Source organism: Marinobacter halodurans, assembly GCF_004327985.1.
Taxonomy (GTDB): domain Bacteria; phylum Pseudomonadota; class Gammaproteobacteria; order Pseudomonadales; family Oleiphilaceae; genus Marinobacter_A; species Marinobacter_A halodurans.
The window spans coordinates 66821-89230 of the sequence record NZ_SJDL01000018.1 but is presented as its reverse complement, the minus strand read 5'-3'; the positions used below and the strand labels follow the sequence as shown (position 1 = coordinate 89230).

Annotated in this window: 24 protein-coding genes; 6 read left to right on the top strand and 18 right to left on the bottom strand. The window is 65.0% G+C overall.

Annotated elements, in window-relative coordinates:
• Window positions 1-4: 4 nt before the first annotated feature.
• A complete protein-coding gene (locus EZI54_RS12630; RefSeq protein WP_131482249.1) occupies window positions 5-364 on the top strand; it encodes an EF-hand domain-containing protein in 360 nt (119 codons plus the stop codon).
• A gap of 7 nt (window positions 365-371) precedes the next feature.
• Here EZI54_RS12630 and EZI54_RS12625 read toward each other — a convergent pair whose 3' ends face one another.
• The 8 genes from EZI54_RS12625 to EZI54_RS12590 all read right to left on the bottom strand — a co-directional run bounded on the left by EZI54_RS12625 (window position 372) and on the right by EZI54_RS12590 (window position 10493).
• A complete protein-coding gene (locus EZI54_RS12625; protein ID WP_131482248.1) occupies window positions 372-821 on the bottom strand; it encodes a DUF411 domain-containing protein in 450 nt (149 codons plus the stop codon).
• A 117-nt stretch (window positions 822-938) separates the two neighbouring features.
• On the bottom strand, window positions 939-3929 hold the full coding sequence (locus EZI54_RS12620) for a heavy metal translocating P-type ATPase (protein WP_131482247.1): 2991 nt from the start codon (window positions 3927-3929) through the stop codon (window positions 939-941).
• Window positions 3926-4375, bottom strand: a complete 450-nt coding sequence (locus EZI54_RS12615; RefSeq protein WP_131482246.1) for a MerR family transcriptional regulator — start codon at window positions 4373-4375, stop codon at window positions 3926-3928. The genes EZI54_RS12620 and EZI54_RS12615 overlap by 4 nt, the downstream gene beginning before the upstream one ends.
• Before the next feature lie 80 nt (window positions 4376-4455).
• Window positions 4456-4782 carry a hypothetical protein gene (locus EZI54_RS12610; RefSeq protein ID WP_131482245.1) on the bottom strand — a complete coding sequence of 109 codons (327 nt, stop codon included), beginning with the start codon at window positions 4780-4782 and terminating at the stop codon, window positions 4456-4458.
• A gap of 114 nt (window positions 4783-4896) precedes the next feature.
• Window positions 4897-7167 carry a putative bifunctional diguanylate cyclase/phosphodiesterase gene (locus EZI54_RS12605; RefSeq protein WP_131482244.1) on the bottom strand — a complete coding sequence of 757 codons (2271 nt, stop codon included), beginning with the start codon at window positions 7165-7167 and terminating at the stop codon, window positions 4897-4899.
• Between the two features lie 181 nt (window positions 7168-7348).
• Complete coding sequence (locus tag EZI54_RS12600) at window positions 7349-8299, bottom strand: AEC family transporter (RefSeq protein ID WP_131482243.1); 951 nt, start codon at window positions 8297-8299, stop codon at window positions 7349-7351.
• A 23-nt stretch (window positions 8300-8322) separates the two neighbouring features.
• The gene (locus EZI54_RS12595) at window positions 8323-9591 is read right to left on the bottom strand and encodes an HD-GYP domain-containing protein (RefSeq protein WP_131482242.1); all 1269 of its coding nucleotides are present in this window, start codon (window positions 9589-9591) and stop codon (window positions 8323-8325) included.
• A 473-nt stretch (window positions 9592-10064) separates the two neighbouring features.
• Window positions 10065-10493, bottom strand: a complete 429-nt coding sequence (locus tag EZI54_RS12590) for a CoA-binding protein (protein ID WP_131482241.1) — start codon at window positions 10491-10493, stop codon at window positions 10065-10067.
• A gap of 132 nt (window positions 10494-10625) precedes the next feature.
• Between EZI54_RS12590 and EZI54_RS12585 the strand changes: the two genes are divergently transcribed.
• Together EZI54_RS12585 and folK are read left to right on the top strand one after the other, a co-directional pair.
• Entirely contained in the window at window positions 10626-11351 is a 726-nt protein-coding gene (locus tag EZI54_RS12585) for an MBL fold metallo-hydrolase (RefSeq protein ID WP_131482240.1), read from the top strand.
• Between the two features lie 63 nt (window positions 11352-11414).
• Window positions 11415-11960: a 2-amino-4-hydroxy-6-hydroxymethyldihydropteridine diphosphokinase gene (gene folK / locus EZI54_RS12580; RefSeq protein ID WP_131482239.1), complete on the top strand. Its 546-nt coding sequence runs from the start codon at window positions 11415-11417 to the stop codon at window positions 11958-11960.
• On the opposite strand, the gene EZI54_RS12575 is transcribed toward folK, so the two are convergent.
• From EZI54_RS12575 to EZI54_RS12565, 3 genes are all read right to left on the bottom strand, one after another.
• The gene (locus tag EZI54_RS12575) at window positions 11844-12566 is read right to left on the bottom strand and encodes an SDR family NAD(P)-dependent oxidoreductase (RefSeq protein ID WP_131482238.1); all 723 of its coding nucleotides are present in this window, start codon (window positions 12564-12566) and stop codon (window positions 11844-11846) included. The genes folK and EZI54_RS12575 overlap by 117 nt on opposite strands.
• A 14-nt stretch (window positions 12567-12580) precedes the next feature.
• The gene (gene folE / locus EZI54_RS12570; protein WP_131482237.1) at window positions 12581-13147 is read right to left on the bottom strand and encodes a GTP cyclohydrolase I FolE; all 567 of its coding nucleotides are present in this window, start codon (window positions 13145-13147) and stop codon (window positions 12581-12583) included.
• Between the two features lie 151 nt (window positions 13148-13298).
• The gene (locus EZI54_RS12565) at window positions 13299-13487 is read right to left on the bottom strand and encodes a hypothetical protein (protein ID WP_131482236.1); all 189 of its coding nucleotides are present in this window, start codon (window positions 13485-13487) and stop codon (window positions 13299-13301) included.
• Window positions 13488-13844: 357 nt separating this feature from the next.
• Between EZI54_RS12565 and EZI54_RS12560 the strand changes: the two genes are divergently transcribed.
• Entirely contained in the window at window positions 13845-14756 is a 912-nt protein-coding gene (locus EZI54_RS12560; RefSeq protein WP_131482235.1) for an alpha/beta fold hydrolase, read from the top strand.
• 12 nt (window positions 14757-14768) lie between these two features.
• Here EZI54_RS12560 and EZI54_RS12555 read toward each other — a convergent pair whose 3' ends face one another.
• On the bottom strand, window positions 14769-15824 hold the full coding sequence (locus EZI54_RS12555) for a GGDEF domain-containing protein (RefSeq protein ID WP_131482234.1): 1056 nt from the start codon (window positions 15822-15824) through the stop codon (window positions 14769-14771).
• Between the two features lie 127 nt (window positions 15825-15951).
• Entirely contained in the window at window positions 15952-16590 is a 639-nt protein-coding gene (locus EZI54_RS12550) for a TetR/AcrR family transcriptional regulator (RefSeq protein ID WP_131482233.1), read from the bottom strand.
• A gap of 167 nt (window positions 16591-16757) precedes the next feature.
• On the opposite strand from EZI54_RS12550, the gene EZI54_RS12545 reads away from it, so the two are divergent.
• Both EZI54_RS12545 and EZI54_RS12540 read left to right on the top strand, forming a co-directional pair.
• Entirely contained in the window at window positions 16758-17837 is a 1080-nt protein-coding gene (locus EZI54_RS12545; RefSeq protein WP_131482232.1) for a patatin-like phospholipase family protein, read from the top strand.
• A 51-nt stretch (window positions 17838-17888) separates the two neighbouring features.
• Complete coding sequence (locus EZI54_RS12540) at window positions 17889-18134, top strand: CDGSH iron-sulfur domain-containing protein (protein WP_131482231.1); 246 nt, start codon at window positions 17889-17891, stop codon at window positions 18132-18134.
• A 16-nt stretch (window positions 18135-18150) separates the two neighbouring features.
• On the opposite strand, the gene EZI54_RS12535 is transcribed toward EZI54_RS12540, so the two are convergent.
• The 5 genes from EZI54_RS12535 to EZI54_RS12515 all read right to left on the bottom strand — a co-directional run bounded on the left by EZI54_RS12535 (window position 18151) and on the right by EZI54_RS12515 (window position 22405).
• On the bottom strand, window positions 18151-19608 hold the full coding sequence (locus EZI54_RS12535) for a PAS domain S-box protein (protein ID WP_131482230.1): 1458 nt from the start codon (window positions 19606-19608) through the stop codon (window positions 18151-18153).
• A gap of 187 nt (window positions 19609-19795) precedes the next feature.
• A complete protein-coding gene (znuB, locus tag EZI54_RS12530) occupies window positions 19796-20611 on the bottom strand; it encodes a zinc ABC transporter permease subunit ZnuB (protein ID WP_131482229.1) in 816 nt (271 codons plus the stop codon).
• Window positions 20598-21371 (bottom strand): zinc ABC transporter ATP-binding protein ZnuC, encoded by a 774-nt coding sequence (gene znuC, locus EZI54_RS12525; RefSeq protein ID WP_131482228.1) that lies wholly within the window; start codon window positions 21369-21371, stop codon window positions 20598-20600. The genes znuB and znuC overlap by 14 nt, the downstream gene beginning before the upstream one ends.
• Window positions 21364-21855 (bottom strand): Fur family transcriptional regulator, encoded by a 492-nt coding sequence (locus EZI54_RS12520; protein ID WP_131482227.1) that lies wholly within the window; start codon window positions 21853-21855, stop codon window positions 21364-21366. Before EZI54_RS12520 ends, znuC begins: the two co-directional genes overlap by 8 nt.
• 85 nt (window positions 21856-21940) lie before the next feature.
• Window positions 21941-22405: a chemotaxis protein CheW gene (locus tag EZI54_RS12515; RefSeq protein WP_131482226.1), complete on the bottom strand. Its 465-nt coding sequence runs from the start codon at window positions 22403-22405 to the stop codon at window positions 21941-21943.
• Between the last annotated feature and the right edge of the window lie 5 nt (window positions 22406-22410).

Below are 22410 nucleotides of genomic sequence, written 5' to 3'. Positions count from 1 at the left end.
CGTCATGATCAAACCCATTGCGGCTTTCCTGTCCGCGGTGCTGGGCCTCCTCCTGGTGGGATGCGCCGCCACGAGTGACCAGCCCGCGCCCGGACGCCAGCTGGCGGAAGGCCCCCGGGGCCAGTTCCAGTGCGCCGATCGCAACAGCAACGACTACATCGACCGGGCCGAACTGGTCTACCTGCGCCAGTGCGGCATCGGCGAGGACCTGCGCTGTGGATCGGTCCCCGACACGATGGAACCGATCCCGGCAAAGGCGGAGTTTGAGGGCGGGCGCCGCATGCTGGAAGTGATGGACGCGGACGGCGACAACCGGATCAGCAAGCTGGAATTCCGCGCCCACTGCAACAGCAATCGCTACTAGCACTCACTCAGTCATAGTGGGCGAACGGCCGGGTCTGCCCGTCCTGGTTGAACAGCAACACCTGGTAGGCATCGCGCCGACCGTCCATCTCCATGCCCGGTGAGCCGATCGGCATGCCGGGCACGCTCAGCCCCCGGGCCTGGGGGGCTTCGGCGAGCAGGCGGTGAATGTCCGCGGCGGGCACGTGTCCCTCGATCACGTAATCCCCGACAAAGGCGGTGTGGCAGCTCGCCAGGTTCCGGGTCAACCCGGCGTCCACCTTGATGCGGTTGATGTCCGCCGTGTCATGCGCGGTCACATCAAAGCCGTTTTCCTTCAGGTGGCTGATCCAGGCCTCACAGCAGCCGCACGCCGGCGACTTGTAGACGGTGATGGCCTCTCCGGCCGCGGCCAGGGTGCTGATCATGGTCGCGCCGCTGAACAGGGCGGCGCGCAGCAGTGGGTGTGACACTTTCATGGATGTTGCCTCAGTGATGGTGATGGGATGAGTCGTCGCCGGACGGGCCGCTCAGCCAGAACCAGTAGACGATAAAGCCGGCGAGCAGCAGCCCGGCGCCATTGATCAATAGTGCACTCATGGGGAGACCTCCTGCCGGTTACCGGGTTTGAAGAAGCGCAGCCGATTGGCGTTGGAGACAACGGTCACCGACGACAGCGACATGGCCGCACCGGCCAGGATCGGACTCATCAGGACGCCCCAAACCGGATACAGGATGCCGGCGGCGATCGGGACGCCGAGGCTGTTATAGGCAAAGGCCCCCAGCAGATTCTGCCGGATATTGCGCACGGTGGCGCGGGAAATCCCGATGGCATCGGTGACGCCCTGCAGCGAGCTGCGCATCAGGGTGATGGAGGCGCTCTCGATGGCCACATCCGTGCCGGCGCCGATGGCAAAGCCCACGTCCGCCGCGGCCAGTGCCGGCGCATCGTTGATCCCGTCGCCCACCATGGCCACCCGACGGCCCTCGTCCCGCAGTTGCCTGACGATATTCGCCTTGTCTTCCGGCAACACGTTGGCGTGCACCTCGTCGATACCGGCCTGGCGGGCAATGGCCCGGGCACTGGCCTCGACGTCACCGGTGAGCATGACCACGCGGATGCCCTGGTCGGTCATGCGGGTGATGGCGGCCCTGGAGTCGTCCTTGATGCGATCGGCGACGCCGATCACACCCAGCGCCTGGTCGTCGCGGGCCAGGAACAGCGGTGTCCCGGCATCGTTCGAGATGGCATCGGCGGCGTCCTGCAGACCGGACAGGTCGACCCCTTCGCTTTCCAGCCAGCGCCGGTTGCCCAGCCGCAGCGTATGGTTACCGCTCCGTGCCTGGACACCCCTGCCGTTGAGCGCCTCAAAGCCGCTGCTGTTGGACCGCTCGACGTCGCGCTCGTCGGCGACGGTCAGGATGGCCTGGGCCAGCGGATGTTCGGAGTGTTGTTCCAGGCCGGCCGCCAGTCCCAGCAATTCGGCTTCGCTCACGCCGTCAGCGGGCACCAGCCGGGTCACGCGGGGCTTGCCTTCGGTGATGGTGCCGGTCTTGTCGAGCACCACCGTGTCGAGCTGGCCGGCCAGCTGCAGGGCTTCCCCCTGGCGGATCAGGATGCCGTGTTCCGCCGCCTTGCCGACGCCCACCATCACCGACATGGGCGTCGCCAGGCCCAGGGCGCAGGGGCAGGCGATGATCAGCACGGTGGTGGCCGCGACCAGCATATGGGCCGCCGCCGGTGCGGGACCGACGTTGTACCAGACCAGTGCGGCGGCGATGGCAATCAGCAGGATGGCCGGCACGAAGATGGCCGAGATCCGGTCCGCCAGCCGGCCGATGGGCGGTTTCTCGCCCTGTGCCTTTTTCACCAGCTGGATGATCTGGGCCAGGGCCGTTTCGGAACCGACCCGGGTGGCTTCACACACCAGCGCGCCGCTGCTGTTGATGGTGCCGGCGGACACCTCTTCGCCGCCGGTCTTGTTCACGGGCATGGGTTCGCCGGTGAGCATGCTCTCGTCGATGCGGCTCTCGCCCTCGATGACCACGGCGTCCACCGGGACTTTCTCGCCGGGGCGGACACGGAAGTGATCGCCCACTTGCACCTCCTCCACCGGGATGTCGACTTCCTGCCCGTCACGGATCACCCGGGCGGTGCGGGCGCGCAGGTCCAGCAGGCGGCGGATGGCCTGGGAGGTGCGTCCCCGGGCACGCAGCTCCAGTGCCTGACCCAGGTTGATCAGGCCGATGATCATGGCCGAGGCTTCGAAATAGACGTGCCGGGCGGCTTCCGGCAGCAGCTCCGGCGCCAGTACGACGCCCATGGAGTAGAGCCAGGCGGTGCCGGTACCCAGGGCGATCAGGGTGTCCATGTTGGCGTTGTGGTGGCGGAACGCCTTCCAGGCGCCGGTGAAATAGTGGCCGCCGGCCAGCACCAGCACGGCCAGGGTGACGGCGCCGACGATCAGCCAGCCCACACGGGTATCGCCGTTGACGGCCATGGTGCCGCCAAACAGGCCCCAGGCCATCAGCGGAAGACCCAGGCCCAGGCCGCCGGCCATCTTGATCAGCAGGGAACGGTATTCGCGCTGGCTGGCCGCCTCTTTTTCGTCGTCGATCGCGTCCTGGTCGGTGATCTCGCTGGCGCCGTAGCCGGCACTGCTGATGGCCCGGATCAGTTGATCGGCACTGGCGCTGCCGCGGGCGGTGGCGGTCAGGTCCGCCAGGTTCATGCGCGCATCGGTCACGCCGGGCACGCGCTGCATGGCGGTTTCGATGGTCCGCACGCAGGAGGCGCAGGTGGCGCCGGTGATCGACAGGCTGATCTCGCCGTCGTCGTTGCCGGCCGGCGTAGCGGCGGTCCTGCGATCCGCCTGGGCTGGCGGCTCTACCAGGCCCTGGTCGGCTTCGCCGGCCTCATCCGCTTCTGGCGCCCCGGCTTCGGCGCCGAGCACGTGGGCCGGATAGCCGGCCCCGGTGATGGCTCGGGCGGCGGCGTCGCCGTCCACCCCTGCCGGCAGTTCCACCTCCTGGCGCTCCAGGTCCACGGTGACCGACCCGGGATCGGCCACCAACTCGCTCAGGGACTGGCGGATCTTCTTTACGCAGCCCCGACAGGAAGCCCCGCTGATCCCCAGCCGAAGGGGGGTGCCGGCGGACGCGGGGTGCGCCGGGTAACCCGCCTCGCTGATACGGGCGGCAGCGCTGTCCGGATCCGTGCCGGCGGGCAGGGTGACGGTCTGTTGCTCCAGGTCCACCTGCACGTCGTTCCCAGACCCGACTAGCGGCGCGACAGCGTCACGAATCCTGTTCACGCAATGCTGGCAGGTGGCGCCGCTGATGCTCAGCACCTCCGCCGGTGCCGCGTTGATGGGTTGGGCCGGGTAGCCGGCATCGGAGATTTTCTGTGCCGCGGTTTCGGCGTCCGTGGCCTCCGGCAGGGTGACCCGTTGCTGCGCCAGGTCGACGACCACCTGTTCCGGATCCGGCACCAGATCACCCAGGGCCGCCCGGATCTTGCGTACGCAGCCCTGGCAGGAAGCGCCTTCGATGCTCAGTTGGACCGGGTGTTGCGTTGCCGTGTTCATGCGTGCTCCACCTTTTCAGCGGTGTCGGAGGCGTGGGTTTCGGAATCGTCCCAATGCTCGATCAGGCGGCAGATGGTGTGGCCGTCCGGAGTGCCGTCGGGCATATGCTCCCAGGCGGCCATGGCATCGCGCATGCGGTTGCGCAGGGCTTCCAGCTCGGCCAGCCGGGCTTCCACATCCTGCAGGCGGCGCTCGAAAATGTCGCGCACCATGGGGCAGGGCGAGGTGTGATGGTCGGCTTCGTCCAGGATGGACTGGATTTCGTTGAGTGCGAACCCCAGTTGCCGGGCCTTGCGGGCGAACTGCAGGCGTTGGAGGTCCTGGCTCGAGTAGACATGATAGCCGTTGTCCGGATTGCGCTCCGGGCGCAGCAATCGTTCACGCGTGTAGAAGCGTACGGTTTCCGGATTGACGCCCGCGGCCCGGGCCAGCTCGCTCACCTTCATGGGACTCTCTCCCCGATGGATTCAGGAGCAAGTTTAAAACCTATGAGCCACTCAAAGGTCAAGGGTTTTCTGAGGGAGCGTCAGCGGGATTGGCGGGCGCGCAGGAAGGTACCGCAGTGCCGGCACTGGTCCGGCGCCTGCAGCTTGGCCTGCCAGCCGATGCGGTGGTTGCAGGCCGGGCAGCGCAGGCGCAGTTGCAGGGCGATGATGGGGATGACCAGGGCCGCCAGCAGGGGCCCGAGGGCGCCCCAGTCCTCGCCGCTGGACAGGCCGAGCTGGCTGCTGAACACCAGCAGGACAATCAGGGCCACGAAGGCGAAGATGAAGTAGCGCTGGTTCCAGCGCTCCCAGCGCCGGACCTGGCGGTCCTGCTCGGCGGTCAGGTAGTGCGGGACTGGTGTGCTCATACGGCTCCGGCCAACGAGGATGTGGGGCGCCTATCTGGCAGCACCCCAAGGACGTTTTGCGCCTATCTTAACGTGGTTTACGCACCGATGCCGTGTTGCGTTCACCGGCCGTGGTCAATCGGTCTGGTGCAGCGGATCGGACAGGCTGAAGCCGCGGCAGACCAGGTCTTCGAGCTGGTCTGCCGGCATCGGGCGGCCGATCAGGTAGCCCTGGGCAAGGTCGCAGCGGTGGGTGTCGAGGAAGTTGAGCTGGGCTTCGGTCTCGATGCCTTCGGCGGCGACCTGGATGCCCAGGTTGTGGGCCAGGTTGATCACCGCCCGGGTGATGATGGCGTCGTCGTGGCGTTCGGTGACCCGGGTGATGAACGAGCGGTCGATCTTCAGCAGATCCACCGGGAAGTCCCTCAGGTAGGCCAGCGATGAATAGCCGGTGCCGAAGTCGTCGATGGCCAGGTGCACGCCGATCTGGTGCAGGCGCTTGAGCTGGTCCAGGTTGTGTTCGAGGTTCTCGATAAAGATTTCCTCGGTCAGTTCCACCTCCAGCTTGTCGGCCGTGACGTTATTGTCGCGCAGGGCCCGTTCGATGTTGCTGACCAGGTCGCGGTCTTCCAGCTCGCGCCCCGACAGGTTGATGGCGATCCGCAGGTGGTCGAAGGGACCGCCCTGCCAGGCGGCCAGCTGGCGACAGGCCGCCATCGCCACCCAGCGGCCGATGTCGGCAATACGACCGCTTTCCTCGGCCAGCGGGATGAAGTCCACCGGCGGCAGCAGCCCGCGGGTGGGGTGCTGCCAGCGGATCAGCGCCTCGACACTGCCGATCTGCTGGGTCGCCATATCCAGTTGGGGCTGGAAGTGCAGCACCAACTGATCCTCGCTGAGGGCGCGGTTGAGATCCTTGTCCAGCTCCAGCCGGCGCACTTCCCGGTCCTGCATGCCCTCGGTATAGAACTGGTAGTGGTTGCGGCCATTTTCCTTGGCCCGGTAGAGGGCGACGTCGGCATTCCGCAGCAGGATGTCGGCGTCCAGGCCGCTCTGTGGGTAGATGGCGACGCCCATGGTGGCGGTGACCTGGTGGGCCTGTTCCTGCACCTCGAACGGCTCGACGAAGCACTGCTTGATCTGGCCCAGCAGGGCGATGACATCGTCGATGTCGTCGATGTGCTGTTGGCAGATCATGAACTCGTCGCCGCTGGAGTAGGCCACCAGCACCCGTTCGCTGCTGAGCTCGTTCAGCCGCTCGGCCACCTTGATCAACAGCTCGTCGCCGAACTGGTGTCCCAGGGTGTCGTTGAGGATCTGGAAACGGTCCAGGTCGAGCATGATCAGCGCCACCTGCCGGTACTGGCGGTCGGCAATGGCGAGGGTATGGGTCAGGTCCTCCACGAAGAACCGGCGGTTGGCCAGGCCGGTCAGGCTGTCGGTGGATTCGATCCTGGCCAGATCCTGCTGCACCGACTCGCGCTGATAGACTTCATGCTCCAGCGCCTGGCGGGTGTGCTCCAGGGCCTGGTTGCGGCGCAACACCGCCTGCGTCAGCCACACCAGCAGACTGACCATCAGCCCCAGCACCAGGAAACTGACGAGGGCCAGGTCCGGCCAGATGCCCTGGTGGCTCCGGGCCCACTCGCGGGTTGGCGACAGCCGCAGGGTCCAGGCCAGGCCGGGGACGGACAGGACCGATTCCCGCGACAGGTGATTGGCGGTCGCGCTGTCCGGCTGGCTGGTGTAGCGGACCTGGCCGTTCTCCTCGATGTCGACCCGGAAGTTGTCGTGGATGCGGGGCGTGATCATGGCCTCGACCAGGCCTTCCATACGGAACACACCGGCAATGAAGCCATGGCTGGTGCCGTCGGGGCTGACGATGGGCGCGTATATGACGATGCCGGTACCGCCCTGGCGCAGCTCGATGATGCCGGAGATATCGGTGTTGCCCGACTGCGTGGCTTGCTTGAGACGGGTCAGCCGCTGATCGTTGAAGGCGACATTGAAGCCCACCACGTTGTCATTGCCGGCCAGGGGAGCGACCCAGCGGACGCGGTAGTCCCGACCGATCCACTCGATGGCCTGGTAGTGGCGGAAATCCCTCAGGTAGTGCTCGGCGTCCTCCTGCCAGCGCGCACGGGCCATGTCCGGACTGGTGGCGCGGCGTTCGGCCATCCGGCGCAGGGCCTGGATATGGGCGATGAAATCGGAGGCAAGTTCCCGGGACAGGGCGCTGGCCTCGGCATCCAGGGTTGACTCCATCTGGTGGCGAACCTGGCGTTGGATACCCTGCCAGAGGGCGGCCGCCAGCACGATGAACGTCAGCAGCAACACGGCCGGCAATGCGGGACTGACCAACCCCCGCATGAGTCTGGCGTACCCGCTGGACGTCTCTTTCTCCATGGAACTCCTGAAACACGACTTTTGTCTGTTGTACTGTCTTCACATTCTCGGCAAGTACAACGAATACTTCAGTAAAGTTTACAAGTATTTGCAATTGAGGTGTCAGTAATTTGCGGGAAGTCTCGGCATCGTGGTGCCAAAATAATGGATCTGTCGCCAAAAGCGCCTGGCGTGGTGGGTGTCAGATCAGCGCCAGGCTGCGCAGGATGTAGATGCCCAGGCTCAGGCTGACGGGAGCCAGCAGCGTGGTCAGGGCGACGATGCTGGCGGCCAGTTGGTGGTTGCCGCCCATGGTGCGGGCCATGACGTAGCTGGCGGTGGCCGTTGGCGAGGCGAACATGGCGAACAGCGTGCCCAGTTCCAAGGGCGAGAAACCAAAGGGAAGGGCCGCCAGGGTGCCGACCAGGGGCAGGACCAGCAGTTTCAGTGCCGTGGCCACGAAGGCGGCGACCGTTCCGTGGCTGAGCGCGTCCAGGCTCAGGGTGGCGCCGACGCAGAGCAGCGCCAGCGGCAGGGTCATCCGGCCAAAATAGGCGGCGCTGGTCAGCACCAGATCCGGTACCGGTATCCTGAAGGCGGCCAGGGTCAGGCCCAACAGGATACTGATAATCAACGGGTTGAGGAGGATGCCGCGTGCGATCTGACGCCGGGAGGTCCTCTGGCGGCCTTCGCTGGCGGTCAGCGCATAGACCGACAGGACGTTGTAGGTCAGGGTGATACCGGCCAGCAGGACCGAGCCGATTGCCAGCCCGGTATTGCCGTAGAGGCTGGCGCACACGGCGATGCCGATGATTCCCAGGTTGCCACGGAACGCCCCCTGGACGAACACGCCCCGGTCCGGTCCCGGTCCCGGCCACCAGGCGCTGAAGATCCAGAACAGCACAAAGCTGGCCAGTGTCACCGCGACGCCGAAGCCCACTTGGCGGAGGCTGAACAGGCTGTCCAGGTCCAGGTTGACCAGGCTGGTTATGATCAGGGCCGGCAGGGCCAGGTTGAAGACCAGGCGCGATCCGGTCTCCACGAAGGCGTCATCGATCCAGTGGATGCGGCGCAGGATCCAGCCGGTCGCCATCACCAGGAAAATGGGCGCGGTGACCGACAGCGAAAACAGCAGATGATCGAGATAGCTCACGGCACCTCAGGTCAGTTGGGGAGCTAGGCGGAGGCTCCTTGGGTCAGAGCGTCGATGCGGCCTGACAGAGTGACTCCGTAGGCCCCATCCGGCAGTGGTGCGGCAATGGTGTAGAGCTGGCCGTCCGGGGCGCGGGGATCGTCCTTGAGATCCACGGTCCGGGGTAGGACGCACTGTTTGTCGGGCCCCAGCAGGATCTCTACCCGCGGGCGTAGTTTATAGGAGGGGTGGTTGGAAATCACTACAGCCACTTCGCCGGAGTTCAGCTCCACCAGGCTGCCGGGGGGATAGATGCCGATCATGCGGATGAAGGCTTCGATCATTCCCGCGTCGAACTGGCGCCCCCGTTCACGGTAGAGAATGCGCATGGCATCCGTGGTCGGCAGGCCGGCGCGGTAGCAGCGATCGCTGGTGATCGCGTCAAACACATCGACGACGGCGATCAGCCGCGCAAACCGGCTGATCTGCCAGGCCTGCAGGCCGCGTGGGTAGCCCTCGCCGTCCAGCCGCTCATGATGGTCCAGGCAGACGGTGGCCACGATCGGATCGAGATGCTGCTGTTGGAGCAGTTCGTACCCGTGCAGGGTGTGGCGTCGGACGATGTCCATCTCGGTCCGGGTCAGTGCACCGGGTTTGTTGAGCACGTCCGGGGGCACCTGCATCTTGCCGATATCGTGCAGTAGGCCGCAGAGCCCGGCGGTTTCCATATCCGCCATGGACATGCCCAGGTAACGGGCGAAGGCCATGGCCAGGACCGCCACGCGCTGGCAATGTTCGGCCGTGTAGGCGTCGCGGTGTTTTATGCGGTTCATCCAGAACATGGCGCTGGCGTTGGCGGTGATGCTCTCGGCGCAGCGCTGGATCAGCGGTCGGGCCATCGACAGGTCGACGTCCATGCCGGCCTCGACCTGGTTCAGCAGGTCGCGGACGAAGTCGCTGGTGGCTTCGAAAACCTGGCGGGCGCGGGGCAGCTCGGTCTGGATCGGCAGCTGTTCCGGCAGGGGCTCGGCGCGTCGGCGCCGCTGGATCTCGATCTGATCCAGGACCGGTGTCAATTCGCTCGACAGCGCTTCCACCCAGACCCATTCACAATACTGGCGCAGGATGGACAGCTGATCGGAGCGGTCGATGGTAAAGCCCTGGAACAGGACGGGGACCTCCGTCCAGGGGCGGTCCAGCTTGATGATGCGCATGCCGGGGGCCAGCAGATCCACCGGTATCCGCGAGCGAATGAGCTTGTCGGCGGCTCGCCGGTCGGGGCGCTCGCGGCTGGCTTGACGTCTGAACGGCATGACGCGACCCAAGAGTTAATCAAGGACTCCTAAGTATTGCACGGGATCGGCTGCGCCACTGTGCATTTAACGATGTTTTATACAATTGTCTCGGCCCGGTTGACCGTGCGTGCGGTCAGAATCCCAGGCCCGGCCCGCCGGCATAGGCCGATGCGACGATAAACAGGGTTGTAACAGCGACAATCTTGGCGAAGGAAACCAGTTGATCGACCATGATGCACCTCCGTGGTGGGTGCGCCGGGGGTGGTCATCCAGATCAACCGCCGGCGATAACGGATCGGGGCGTCGGGGAGACGGACAGCCTGTGTCTCCGGGACCGGTTACAGCCAGCATCCCGCAAGAATAAGACCGTTTGATGAAAAAACGGCCCGGCTGGACCGGTTTGGCCGGCGAACTTCAGGTACCGCCTCAAGCCGGATCGCGGGAAGGTGTAAAGAAAGGCAACGCTTTGGGTCGGAAAGTGACAGCGTGGTTCAGTTTGTGGCCAGCGGCACGCCCAGTCGCGGGATTTCCTGCTTGGGACAGCGATCCATGACCACCTGCCGGCCGGCCGACTCGGCGCGGGCTGCAGCGTCTTCGTCGATCACGCCGATCTGCATCCAGATGACACCCGCGTCGCTGCGGCGCAGGGCCTCGTCCACCACGGCACCGACCCGGTGACTGGCCAGGAACAGGTCGACCATGTCGATCTTATCGGGAATGCTGGTGATGTTGGGGTAGACCCGCTCCCCTAGCAACGTTCCGCCCGCCAGGCGGGGATTGACCGGAATCACCCGATAACCGCGCCCCTGGAGGAAGGCCATGACGGTGTGACTGTCGCGATGGGGTTTCTCACTGGCACCGACCAGGGCGATGGTGCGCACGGTTTCGAGAATCTGGCGAAGCTGGTCGGGTGTGGCCATGGTTCCGGTTCCAAGTACTCGCATAAATGGCTATTGTGGCCGGTGTTCAGGAACCGGCCGGATGTTGTGAGCGATTCTGGCCCAGGTTGCGGCAGGGATACAAGTCGCAGACCCATCAAAGAAGGTAGGCATATGGCAGTACTCACGATGACCGGTGTCGGCCACTCGGAGGCGATGGCGCACTGGAACAACAACGCCATGATCACCGCCGGCGGCCGCCGCTTGCTGATCGACGCGGGCTACACCGTCAAGTTCGCCCTGCGCGATCTGGGGCTGGGCCCGGGCCAGGTGGACGGCGTATTTATCACCCATGTCCACGCCGACCACTGTTTCGGCCTGGAACGCCTGGCCTACGAGTGCCGCTTCCGCCATGGCTTCAAGCCGCGCCTGTTCCTGCCCCCCGGTGTCTACGAGGAGCTCTGGGACCAGACGCTCAGGGGCGTCATGGGTCAGGTGGGCGAGGGGCCGGCGACGCTGGATGACTACTTCGAGGTGATCCGGCTGGACGGCACGTTTGAATTCGAGGGCGTGGAGCTGGAGTTCTTCCAGAACAACCACACGCCGGACAAGCCATCCTATGGCCTGTGCATCAACCGCCACCTGTTGTTCAGCGGCGATACCCGGCCGATCGTTGATGAAGTCGTTCGACGGGATCCCGAAACAATCCTGCACGACTGCACCCTGGCCGACTGGAATCCGGTGCACGCCAGTCTGTCCGAGCTGGAATCGGCGTATTCCGAAGCGCTGCGACGGCGCATGTACCTGATGAGCTACGAGGATCACTTCGCCGACTTCGAGGCCCGGGTGGCGTCGAATTTTGCCGGTTTTGCCCGCCAGGGACAGACCTTTGCGCTGTGAACGGCGGCCCGGTGGCAATCGGTTCAGCGGGATCGAGCGTATTGATTGGCGTTTGTTACGGAGATGACTGAGGCAACCATGTGGTACCTGTGTGGCCTGGGCAGCAACATCTGCCCGGAACAGAACCTGCCGCGGGCGCTGGACATCCTGGTCCAGAAGACCGGCTGCCTGCGGATCAGCCCGGTGGTGGCGACCCGCCCCGAGGGCATCGACAGCGACCGGGGGTTCCTCAATGCCCTGGTGGTCCTGCAATCGCCGTTGTCCGAGCGGGAGCTGAAGGCCTGGTTCAATGGCGTGGAGGAAACCCTGGGCCGGGACCGGAGTGACCCGGCCTCGAGTCTCAAGGACCGGACCATCGACATCGACATTCTCGAAGCCCGGGCCGATCACCCGCCCGACGGGCGCAGTGTGCAGGAACCCTATTTCCGGGCCCTGCTGGCGGACCAGGTGGCACCTCACGACTGTCGGACGCTGCACCTGGGAGAGTGGACCCTAGGCCAGGCGACGGCCACCATCTACTGGGATCATCGCACCGGTCATGAAATCGTTGTCGATCAGGGCCAGCGCCTGCTTGACGACACTCTCGAAGCCGCCTTCCCGCGCCAGTAGCGTTTCGGCCAGCACCTCCTGTTTCTCGTCGTCGGTGTGCCGGGGTAGGAAGCGGATCGGGCCCGGCATGATGGCGTTCACCCGCACCGCCGGCGCCAGCGACTTGGCGTAGCTCAGCGTGAGGTTGGCCAGGGCGGCCTTGGTGGCGCAGTAGGCGGCGTAGCGTGGATTGGGATTCTCGGCGAAGATATCGGTGATGTTGATGACCACCGGCAGCGGCGCACGTTCGCTGCCGGAGGCTTTCATCGTGTCCGCCAGTCCTTCGATCAATTGCATGGGGGCCAGCGTGTTGACCCGGTAGAGCCGTTCGGCCAGGTCCGCCAGGGCGTCCGCATCCTCCGGGTTTTCCTCGAACTGGGAGGCGTTGTTGATCAGGACCCGCAACGGCATGGTATGGCGGATGCGCTCGATCGCCTGGTGCACGCTGTGGCGGTCGGCGAGGTCGACCTGGATCATGGAGGCGCCGTCCTCGCGCAGTCGGTCCACATCGTCGGTGGGCGTGCGATAGAGGGCAAATACCTGGTAGTCGCGGGTCAGCAGGGCCTTGCTCAGCTCATAGCCGAGGCGCCGTCCGGCGCCGGTGACGACCGCAGCGGGTAGAGTCATGATCGATCCGCATCCTAGGGGTGGTTGATCAGTTGCAGGAATTCCGTCCGCGTGGCCTGGGACTTGCGGAAGCTGCCCAGCATGACGGACGTCTTCATCCGTGAGTTCTGTTTCTCGACACCGCGCATCATCATACACATGTGCTGGGCTTCAATGACCACGGCAACGCCCTGGGCGCCGGTCACCGATTCGATGGCCTCGGCGATCTGGCGGGTCAGGTTCTCCTGGATCTGGAAGCGGCGGGCGTACATGTCGACGATGCGGGCCAGTTTGGACAGGCCCAGCACACGGCCCTGGGGAATATAGGCGATATGGCACTTGCCGATGAATGGCAACAGGTGATGCTCACACAGGCTGTAGAGCTCGATGTCCTGGACCACCACCATTTCATCCATATCGGATTCGAAGGTGGCGTCGTTGACCACGCTGGCAAGATCCTGCCGATACCCCTGGGTCAGGAACTGCATGGCCTTGGCGGCCCGTTCCGGGGTCTTGAGCAGTCCCTCCCGGGCGGTATCCTCACCCAGGGCCTGCATAATCTGTTCGAAGTGTCTGGCGATGGTCTCGGTGGTGTCAGTCATTCCGCGATTCTCTAGGGAAGGCTTCAGGCACGTACGTGGTGTCGGGGTAACCGGATGAGTGCCAATCGGTTTCGATTGACGAGCCTCAAAAGATTAAGCTATTTCCGGCCCGAAGCCCAAATTCCCTACGGATGACCACCACCCGGGCGGGTCACTCGTTGTCGGTCGTTTCCTTGCCGAGGGCGCTGCTGATGGCGTCCGCCTCGGCGGCAAGCACGCGATACAGCAGGCTGTTGCTGCGTCCGCCGGAGCGTTGCAGCTGCTGCTGTTTCAGGTAATAGAGGCGGTTGAGACGACTGTCATTCCGCCGGGTCGGGTTTTCTGGTTCGATGGTACGCATGGCAAAACCTCTCACGGTTTGCGCGACGCCCGGAAAGCCGGGTGGGCGCCTTTGACGGCCCTCCAGTTTCTTTCTATACGAAACATGGGGGCGCATCGATTCAACTTCCACAGCTGGAACTCAAGCAGTTTTCGTACCATTTGGTTAAGGAATCGCCGGTGCACCCGCCCGGTGTGATCCGATGCCTGAAACGACCCGTCCTGCAATGCTTCCCGGGAAGGGAATGCGCTAGTCTATGGGACAGAGGGAGTGGCGTACTGGCCGGATTCGGCAAAGGTGTAAAGCATTCTTTACAGGTTATCGGAGCTTCCGGGGTATCAACTGACGCACAAGGGCAGCGAGGACGAAATAGGGCATATGGAACGTGTGGTTTCTCTCGACGTAGCCGCAGATGGTCATCACTCGGACATATCGGTACATCGCTGGCAGCAGGCCGGCAAGTGGTTCGCTTACGGCGAGCATGCCATTTTCAGCCGCATCGACGGCCGTGGCGATGCGCTCCTGTTGCTGCACGGTTTTCCCACCGCATCCTGGGACTGGAACCGGATCTGGTCCTACCTGACCCCGTCCCACCAGGTGCTGGTGGCGGACATGCTGGGTTTCGGGTTTTCCGACAAGCCGGTCGACTATCCCTACAGCCTGATCGACCAGGCCGACCTGCAACAGGGATGGCTGGAAGCCATGGGGATCCGGCGCGTCCACCTGCTGGCACACGACTATGGGTGCAGCGTGGCGCAGGAGCTGCTGGCCCGCGAGCAGGAAGGCAGTCTGCCGTTTTCGATCGCCAGCGCCTGTTTCCTCAACGGCGCCCTGTTCCCGGAGGTGCACCAGCCGATCCTGATCCAGAAGCTGCTGGTGGGACCTCTCGGCGGTCTGGTGAGCCGGGGGCTGACCCGCGGCGTGTTCGACCATAACTTCTCGAAGCTGTTCGGACACCAGACCCGCCCCAGCCGCAGCGAGTTGAACAGCTTCTGGCAACTGCTGGTGTACAACAACGGCCGGGGCATCCTGCACCGGCTGATCCGTTACATGGATGAACGGCGTTGCCACCGCAACCGCTGGGTGGGCGCCCTGCAGAACGCGCCGCAGCCCCTGCGCTTGATTTCCGGTACCGCTGATCCGGTGTCGGGCATTGCCATGGCGGACCGCTATCGGCAGCTTATCCCTCTGCCGGATGTGATTGCGCTGGACGGCATTGGCCATTATCCCCACTACGAAAACCCGGTGCAGGTGTTCGAAGCGGTGCGTGATTTCCACACCCGGGTGTAGCCGGCGCCTGTCTTACGGGTTAGGTACCGGCGTGCCCTGGCCGGCTTCCAGTTCCGAGCCCCGCATGATCATGACCCGGTTGCGGCCGGCGTCCTTGGCGGTGTAGAGCGCCTGGTCGGCGCGATTGAGCCAGGTGGACCAGGTCTCGCCCTTGACCACCTCGGTCACCCCGGCGCTGGCGGTGATCTGGATGTCCTTGCTGAACGGCGCCACGCTGATGGTGTCGAGCAGTTGGCGGGCCAGCTCTTCGGCTGCCTTCTGCCGGGTTTCCGGCAGCACCACCATGAACTCTTCGCCGCCGATCCGGAACAGGAAGTCCGTATCCCGCAGGCGCCGGCGCAGGCGTGTGGCGGCCTCGCACAGGACCTCGTCGCCGGCGGCGTGGCCCCAGCGATCGTTGATCGTCTTGAAATGGTCCAGATCCACCAGGATCACGCTGGCCACCCGCTCATAACGCTCCCGCAGCTGGATCTGGCGGTTCAGGACCTCGGCCATCTGGGAGCGGTTGAGACAGCCGGTCAGGGGATCGGTGGTGGCCAGGTCCGTCAGTTCGCTTTGCATTCGGCCCACCAGCCAGGCAAACACCGCCACAAAGGTGGCGGTCAGGCTCAGGGAGCAGGTGATGCGCCAGAACTCCGGGGTCGGGAAGCGATGGAAAGACACGCCCGCCAGGACGGCAATGAAGATCGCGTTCAGGACCAGTGCCTCGCGCAGGGACAGCAGGAAGAACATGGCGGCAATGGCCGGATAGCCCCAGAACAGACCGTTGTGCCCGTTAATGACCGTCGAGTAGACGGTGCAGGCGATGGCAAACAGGGCAAAGAAACGCCCCTTGAACAGATAGCGTCCGCGCAGGCGCAGGTAGAGGATGACCGCCACCAGGTTCAGGCAGAAGATGGCCAGCAACACGCTCAGCAGCAGGTGATGCTCCGACCATTGGACCAGCACCAGTGGTGCGACGGCCACCAGGGTCCAGAAGTGGACGTGATAGACGATCTGGCGCTGGAAGCCCAGGATGGCTTCCGTCGGATTGGTGTTTGTATATCTCAGGGTTAACCGCTTGGCCACACTGCGCTCCTGCAGGTTGCGGGTCCTTTCCGGTGGACGTTACCGACACTTATAGCATGAATCCTGCGAAGCGAAAGTGGTGCGGTAAACGGGGCTCAAAACCGGGGCCGCTACTGGAGCTCCGGGATCAATCGGACGACGGCGCCGCCAGCCCCCCCTCGATGAAATCCAGGAAGTAATTGAACAGGGTGAGGTCGTCGGGCCGGATATTGCCGAACGGCGTATGGGACAGCATGTCGATCTCCGCGGCACCATGGATCAGGCTGACAAAGGTGAAGGCCAGCCGGATCCGCAGCACATCCCGGGGAACGTCGGGCAGGGCCCGGCACAATTGGGCCTCGATGCGTTCCACGTCGGGCCGGAAATGGGTGTTCAGCAGTTCGACGATGTCCGGTGTGTTGTCCGCGTGCAGGTGCGCCATGAAGCGCAGTGCCGCCGGTCCCCAGTCGGGTGCGAGGGTCAGTGACAGGTAGGGGGTGGTGACCGCCCGGACCACATCGCGCAGCGTCGGTGCGGGATCGCGCTCGACACTCCGGAAGCCGCTTTCGAACTGGGGACGGGTGTGGTCGGTAATGAAGCTCACCACGGCCTCCAGCAGGCCCTGGCGGCTGCCGAAATGATAGTGGGCGGCGGCCGAATTGCGGGTGCCGGATTCCGCGCTGATGGTCCGCAGCGATACCCCGTCCAGCCCGTGCCGGGCGTACCGGTCGAGGGCCGTCAGGATGATTTTCTTGCGGGTTGCTTCGCCGTGGTTCGCGCGCGCCATGGGCAACGGTTCCGGATAAATTCCGGGGCAGTATAACGCAGTGGCCGGGCCAGATCAGGCCCCGGTCCGCACCGGCCTGTTCGGGGGCCTCATTGCGAAACAGGCTTTTGCTGTGGCATCGAGTCCGTTAGACTCCCGCCCAGCCCGTCGACGTATAGGAAATTGTCATGTCCACCGTTTCGCCAGACCCCTCCGTGCTGACTGTCCGTGCAGGACACCGGGCCTATGCGCGTCTCAAGGATGCCGGGTTGCGACCGGAAGATGTCCACGTGATCCCCGGTGCCGCCGGCGGACCCAAGGCGTTGGGCATCTGTGGTCTGGACCAGGCGATCTTCGGCGAGTGGTTGCCCCGGGCAAGGCAGGTGCGGTCGCTGATCGGGGCCTCTATCGGCAGCTGGCGCTTTGCCGCCGTGACGTCCGGCGATCCGGTCAGCCAGTTGGCGAGCCTGTCCGATCTCTATACCCGCCAGCGCTTTCCCAAGGGCGTGAGCATGGCGGAAGTGACACGCCGCAGCATGGTGTTCCTGGACGAGCTGCTGGGAGGCCGGGAAGACGCCATACTCAATCACCCGGACTACCGCCTCAACGTGGTGGTGGTGCGCAGCCGGGGCATGCTGCAGCACGATACCCGCGGCCGGCTGGCGCTCGGCCTGATGGCGGCGATCAGCGCCAATATGGTCAGCCGCAGGCACCTGGGACGCTTCATGGAACGGGGCATCCTGCACGATCCGCGCGAGCGGGCCCCGCTGGGCGACCTGATCGACTTCCAGAGCCATCAGGTCCCGCTGACCCGGGAAAACCTGCTGGCGGCCCTGCTGGCGTCGGCGTCGATTCCCATGGTGATGTCCGGGGTGGCCGGTATCGCCGGTGCCCCGGAAGGCATGTACCGTGACGGCGGGTTGCTGGACTACCACCTTGATCTCCCCTACGAGCAGCCCGGCGTGGTGCTCTATCCCCACTTCACCGACCGGGTGATTCCCGGTTGGTTCGACAAGTCGCTGCCCTGGCGTCGCGGCGACCATACCCGCCTGCAGGATGTGGTGCTGGTAGCGCCGTCGCGGGAATACCTCGGCCGGCTCCCGGATCGCAAGCTGCCGGACCGGAAGGATTTCGAGCGCTACCTGGATAACGACGATGGGCGCGAGCAGGCCTGGCGCCAGTCGATCGCAGAAAGTGAGCGTCTGGGTGAGGCCTTCCTGGAGCTGGTGGATTCGGGCCGGATCGCGGATGTGGTGCAGCCGCTCTGAGCGCACGCCGGCTATACTGGAGGCATAGTCACGGTCCGGAGGGAGCCGCCTATGCCCGACGATACGCCCCGCATTGCCCGTACTACACCCTGTGCGGTCCTGGTGGAAGCGGGCAAGACCTACTTCTGGTGCGCCTGCGGACGAAGTCAGCACCAGCCGTTCTGTGATGGCTCGCACAAGGCCACCGGCCTGCGTCCGGTGAAGTTCGTTGCCGAACGGGAGGAGTGGGTCTGGTTCTGTGGCTGCAAGCAGACCGGTTCAGCCCCTTTCTGCGATGGCACCCACAAGACCCTGTAGCCCGGCGGGTCTTTAATCAGTGTCCCCTCGAGCGGTCCTCTTCCGGCTGCCCGGGCCGGGCCTGGATGGACAGGCGGAAGCCGGCACAGCCGGTGAGGGTGTCCACCACCGGCTTGAGCCGCAAGGTGACCGGCACCCCGTCACTGTCGTTGTCCTGCAGCAGCAGGTCCATGCGCACCAGCCGCCGCTGCTGGCGGGCGGCGGCCAGGCCCTGCTTGAAACGCTCCCGGTCTTCCGGCATGACATGGTCACTGAAGGGGTGATGCTCCAGGGCGGCCGGGGGCTGACCCAGGAAATCCACGGCCAGGGCCGAAATGAATCCGATCCGGCCCTCCTCGTCCATTTCCGCAATGCAACTGCCGGCGATCTCCACCAGGTCCCGGCTGCGCTGTTCGCTGTTCTGCAGGGCCTGCTTCAGGGCGTGCTTCTCGATGCGGTTGTTCTCCAGGGCCTGACTTTCGGTCTCCAGCGCCCGGGTCACGAAGGCGTGGTCGTGCCGGGCCCGCGTCAGACGCAGGCACAGCAGGCCTACCAGGAGGGTCGTGCCGAGCGACGCTGCGACTCCCACCAGCCAGATGATCTGCCTCACCCGTTCTACCGGCTCTCCCCTATAGTGCCGGTCGGGGATGGTGGTGAGGATCCACTCCCGGTCCGCCAGGCTGATCGCTGACCGCAGGGCCCGGGCCTGGCGCGGCTGTTCCAGACGGCCGGTGGCAAACAGCGGGATCTTGACGTGCTGGTCCAGGTCGAACACGGTCACCTGTAACGCCGGATCCATCTGGGCCGGTAGCGCTTCGCGCAGCAGTTGCTCGGGGGAAAACGCCAGGCTCACCAGGGATCCATCCTCCAGGGCACGGAACAGGCGTACGCCCACCTGGCTGCTGCCGTTGCGCTGGATACGGGTCTGGGCGGTGGCGGAGACCTTGTCGTGTTGCAGGGCGGTTTCGATGGGCTGGCGCCAGTGCGGCACGGACGGGGCCACCAGGCCCAGGATGGCGCTGGGAGGATGGCGGTCGGCCACCTGGACCACCACCTGGTAGTCGGCTTGGCGCGGGGCGACGCGGGTTATCCCGCTTTCCTGCCACTGGCCGAAGGTGATGTACTGGCCACTGGCGTTGGACAGGTTCCGCTCCACCACGGCGCGTTCGGCATCGGAAAGAGTGACGATCCGGTCCAGGTCGATCACGTCCGGCAGGCGCCGCAGGATGGCATCCGACTGGTTCTGGAAGATACGGCTGTGGTCGCTGAGGCCGGACAGCGTCCGCGCCAGCACGTCCAGGGTTTGCAGACGGACGTTGATGGCCTGTTGCACCAGGTCCGTGAAATGGGCGTGCTGGCTCTCGAGCAGCGCCCGGGTCTGTTTGTCCAGGCTCTTGCGGGTCCAGTGGTCTACCGCGCCGGTGCACAGAAGACCGACGATGAGGACCAGTAGTGGCAGCCAGACGTGCATGCCCCGTCCTGCAGGCCTTTCCATGGGTACTCTCCCTTGCCTGATGAGGTAACGCTCCCGTTTGCCGGACCGTCGCACCGTTCCCTGGCGTTGGCCGGCATAAAGGGTATCGGGATTCCCCGCAGCGTCCTCACGGGGATCCCCTAACTTTAGGTGTGTCGGGCAGTTGGCGTCCAGTGTCGTCAGCGGTTACGTCGTCTGCAGGGGCGCGTCAGCCGTGACGCTGTTCCCGCACCAGCCCGTAAACCAGCAGGAACAGCAGGAAGGCGGAGACCACGATGGAAGGTCCGGCCGGGCTGTCGAAGAACCAGGACAGGGACAGCCCGCCACCCACCGCGATCATGCCGCCGATCATGGCCAGACCCACCATGCGCTCGGGGCTGCTTGCCAGCCGCCGTGCGGTCGCGGCAGGAATGATCAGCAGGGCGGTGATCAACAGCACGCCGACAATTTTCATCGCCACCGCAATGACCAGCGAGAACATCAGCATCAGTCCCAGACGCAGTCTCTCCACCGGCAGGCCTTCGGCCTTGGCCAGTTCCTCGTGGATGGTGCTCATCAGCAATCCCCGCCAGAGCCAGCCCAGCAGCGCCAGCACAACGGCGGCACCGCCATAGATCCAGGCCAGGTCCGTGCGGCTGATGGCCAGCAGGTCGCCGAACAGGTAGCCGGTGAGGTCGAGGCGCACATCGGGCATGAAGCTCAGGGTCACCAAGCCGATGGCCAGGGCGCTGTGGGCGAGGATGCCCAGCAGGGTATCGGTGGCAAGGCTGCGGTTGCGGGACAGGATCACCAGCAGCAGCGCCAGGCCGATACAGACCACGGCAATGCCCAGGCTCAGTTGAATCTGCAACAGGGTGCCCAGGGCCACGCCCAGCAGCGCGGAGTGGGCCAGGGTATCGCCGAAGTACGCCATCCGGCGCCAGACGACGAAGCAGCCCAGCGGGCCGGCCACCAGCGCCACCCCCAGGCCACCGATCAGGGCCCGCCAGAAAAAGTCGTCAAGTACGGAATCAATGGGAGGCATGGTGGTGACAGGTCTCCGTTTGCGCGTTGTCCACCACGTCACCGTGCAGGTTGTGGTCGTGGTTGTGATGGTGGTGATAGATGGCCACGCTGTCCGCCACATGGCGGCCGAACAGTTCCACGAACGCGGGGTCGTGGGAGATCTGCTCCGGATAGCCGCTGCAGCAGACGTGCTGGTTCAGGCACAGCACCTTGTCGGTGGCCGCCATCACCAGGTGCAGGTCGTGGGAAATCATGATGACTCCGCAGTCGAGCGAGTCCCGCAGTTCGCGGATCAGCTCGTAGAGCTCCGCCTGGCCGTTGACGTCAACGCCCTGGGCGGGCTCGTCCAGCACCAGCAGGTCGGGCTGGCGGACCAGGGCCCGGGCAATCAGGACCCGCTGGGTTTCACCGCCGGAGAGGTGATGGATGGAAGACTCATAGAGGTGATTCACCGCCGTCCGTTCCAGCGCGGCCCGGCAATTGGCGGGCGACGCCCCCGTGAGTGCCATGAACCGCTTCACCGTCAGCGGCAGCGTCGGCTGGAAGTGGATGTGTTGGGGGACATAGCCCAGGCGCAGCCCCGGTGTGCGGCGGATGCGGCCGCTGCTGATGGATTGCAGGCCCAGGATGGCCTTGATCAGCGTGGTCTTGCCCGCGCCGTTGGGACCGATGACGGTGATGATGTCGCCGCGGCTGACCGTCAACTGCACATGATCGACGATGCTCTGGCCCCCCAGGGTCACACTGACATCGTCCAGGGTGACCAGGGCCTCAGTCATGGTCGCTCTCCCGTTGGCAGGCGGGGCACAGGCCGGCGATTTCCAGGGTGGTGTCCTCGGCGGCGAAGCCTTCCTCCTGCGCCGCCTTGTCCACCGCAGCGGCGACCTGCGGTGCCGACAGTTCGAGCACGTTGCGACAGGCCCGGCAGATCAGGAAGAAACCCGTGTGGCGATGTCCCGCATGGGCACAGCCGACAAAGGCGTTGAGCGACGCGATCCGGTGCACGAGGCCATGTTGCTGGAGGAAATCGAGGGCCCGATAGACCGTCGGTGGCGCCGCATTCTGACCCTCCTGGGCCAGGGCACCAAGCAGGTCGTAGGCTCCCAGCGGCTTGTGGGATTGCCAGATCAGCTCCAGCACCCGCTCCCGTGTTGGCGTCAGACGGGCGTGGGCGTCGTTGCAGATACGGTGGGCGTCGGCCAGGGCCTGATCCACGCAGGCCCGGTGGTTGTGCGCGCGGTAGGGCAGCGGTGTCTGAGACATAGGGCGTCCGGTTGGTCAATGAACGCAATATTATAACATCGCATTCGCCCGCCGGACGAGGCCCCCGTTGCCTGTCGCCTCACGGTCAGGCTGCGAAAGACTGGGCGGCGAGGGATTCCAGGTATTCGAGGTTGGGGATATAGGCCGTATGGCCGTCCACGTCCACCACCATCAGGTCGGCCGGTCCGGTGTCGCCGTCCACCTGCTGGATCTGGGGTTCGGCCAGTTTGGTCTGGCTGGGAATCCCCTGGGTCACCATGGCCAGGAACGGCATGGCCTGGTGGCTGTCGCTGATGGTATTGAGCACCGCGATACGGCCGCGGGCGCCGTCCGGCCGGGCGCCCTGCCCCCCGTTGGCGGCGTCATAGGAGATGACCGGCAGACGCAGGCCGCGCCAGTTGAGGTGGCCGATCAGCCACTCGGGGCCGCCTTCGGCCGCTTCCGGCTCGGTATAATCGACGATTTCGGCAATGGAAACGTTGGGCAGCAGCAGTTGACGGTCCGTTACCGGAATCAGTACGCAGGGAAGGACTTGGGAGTTGTCGGCCATGGTGT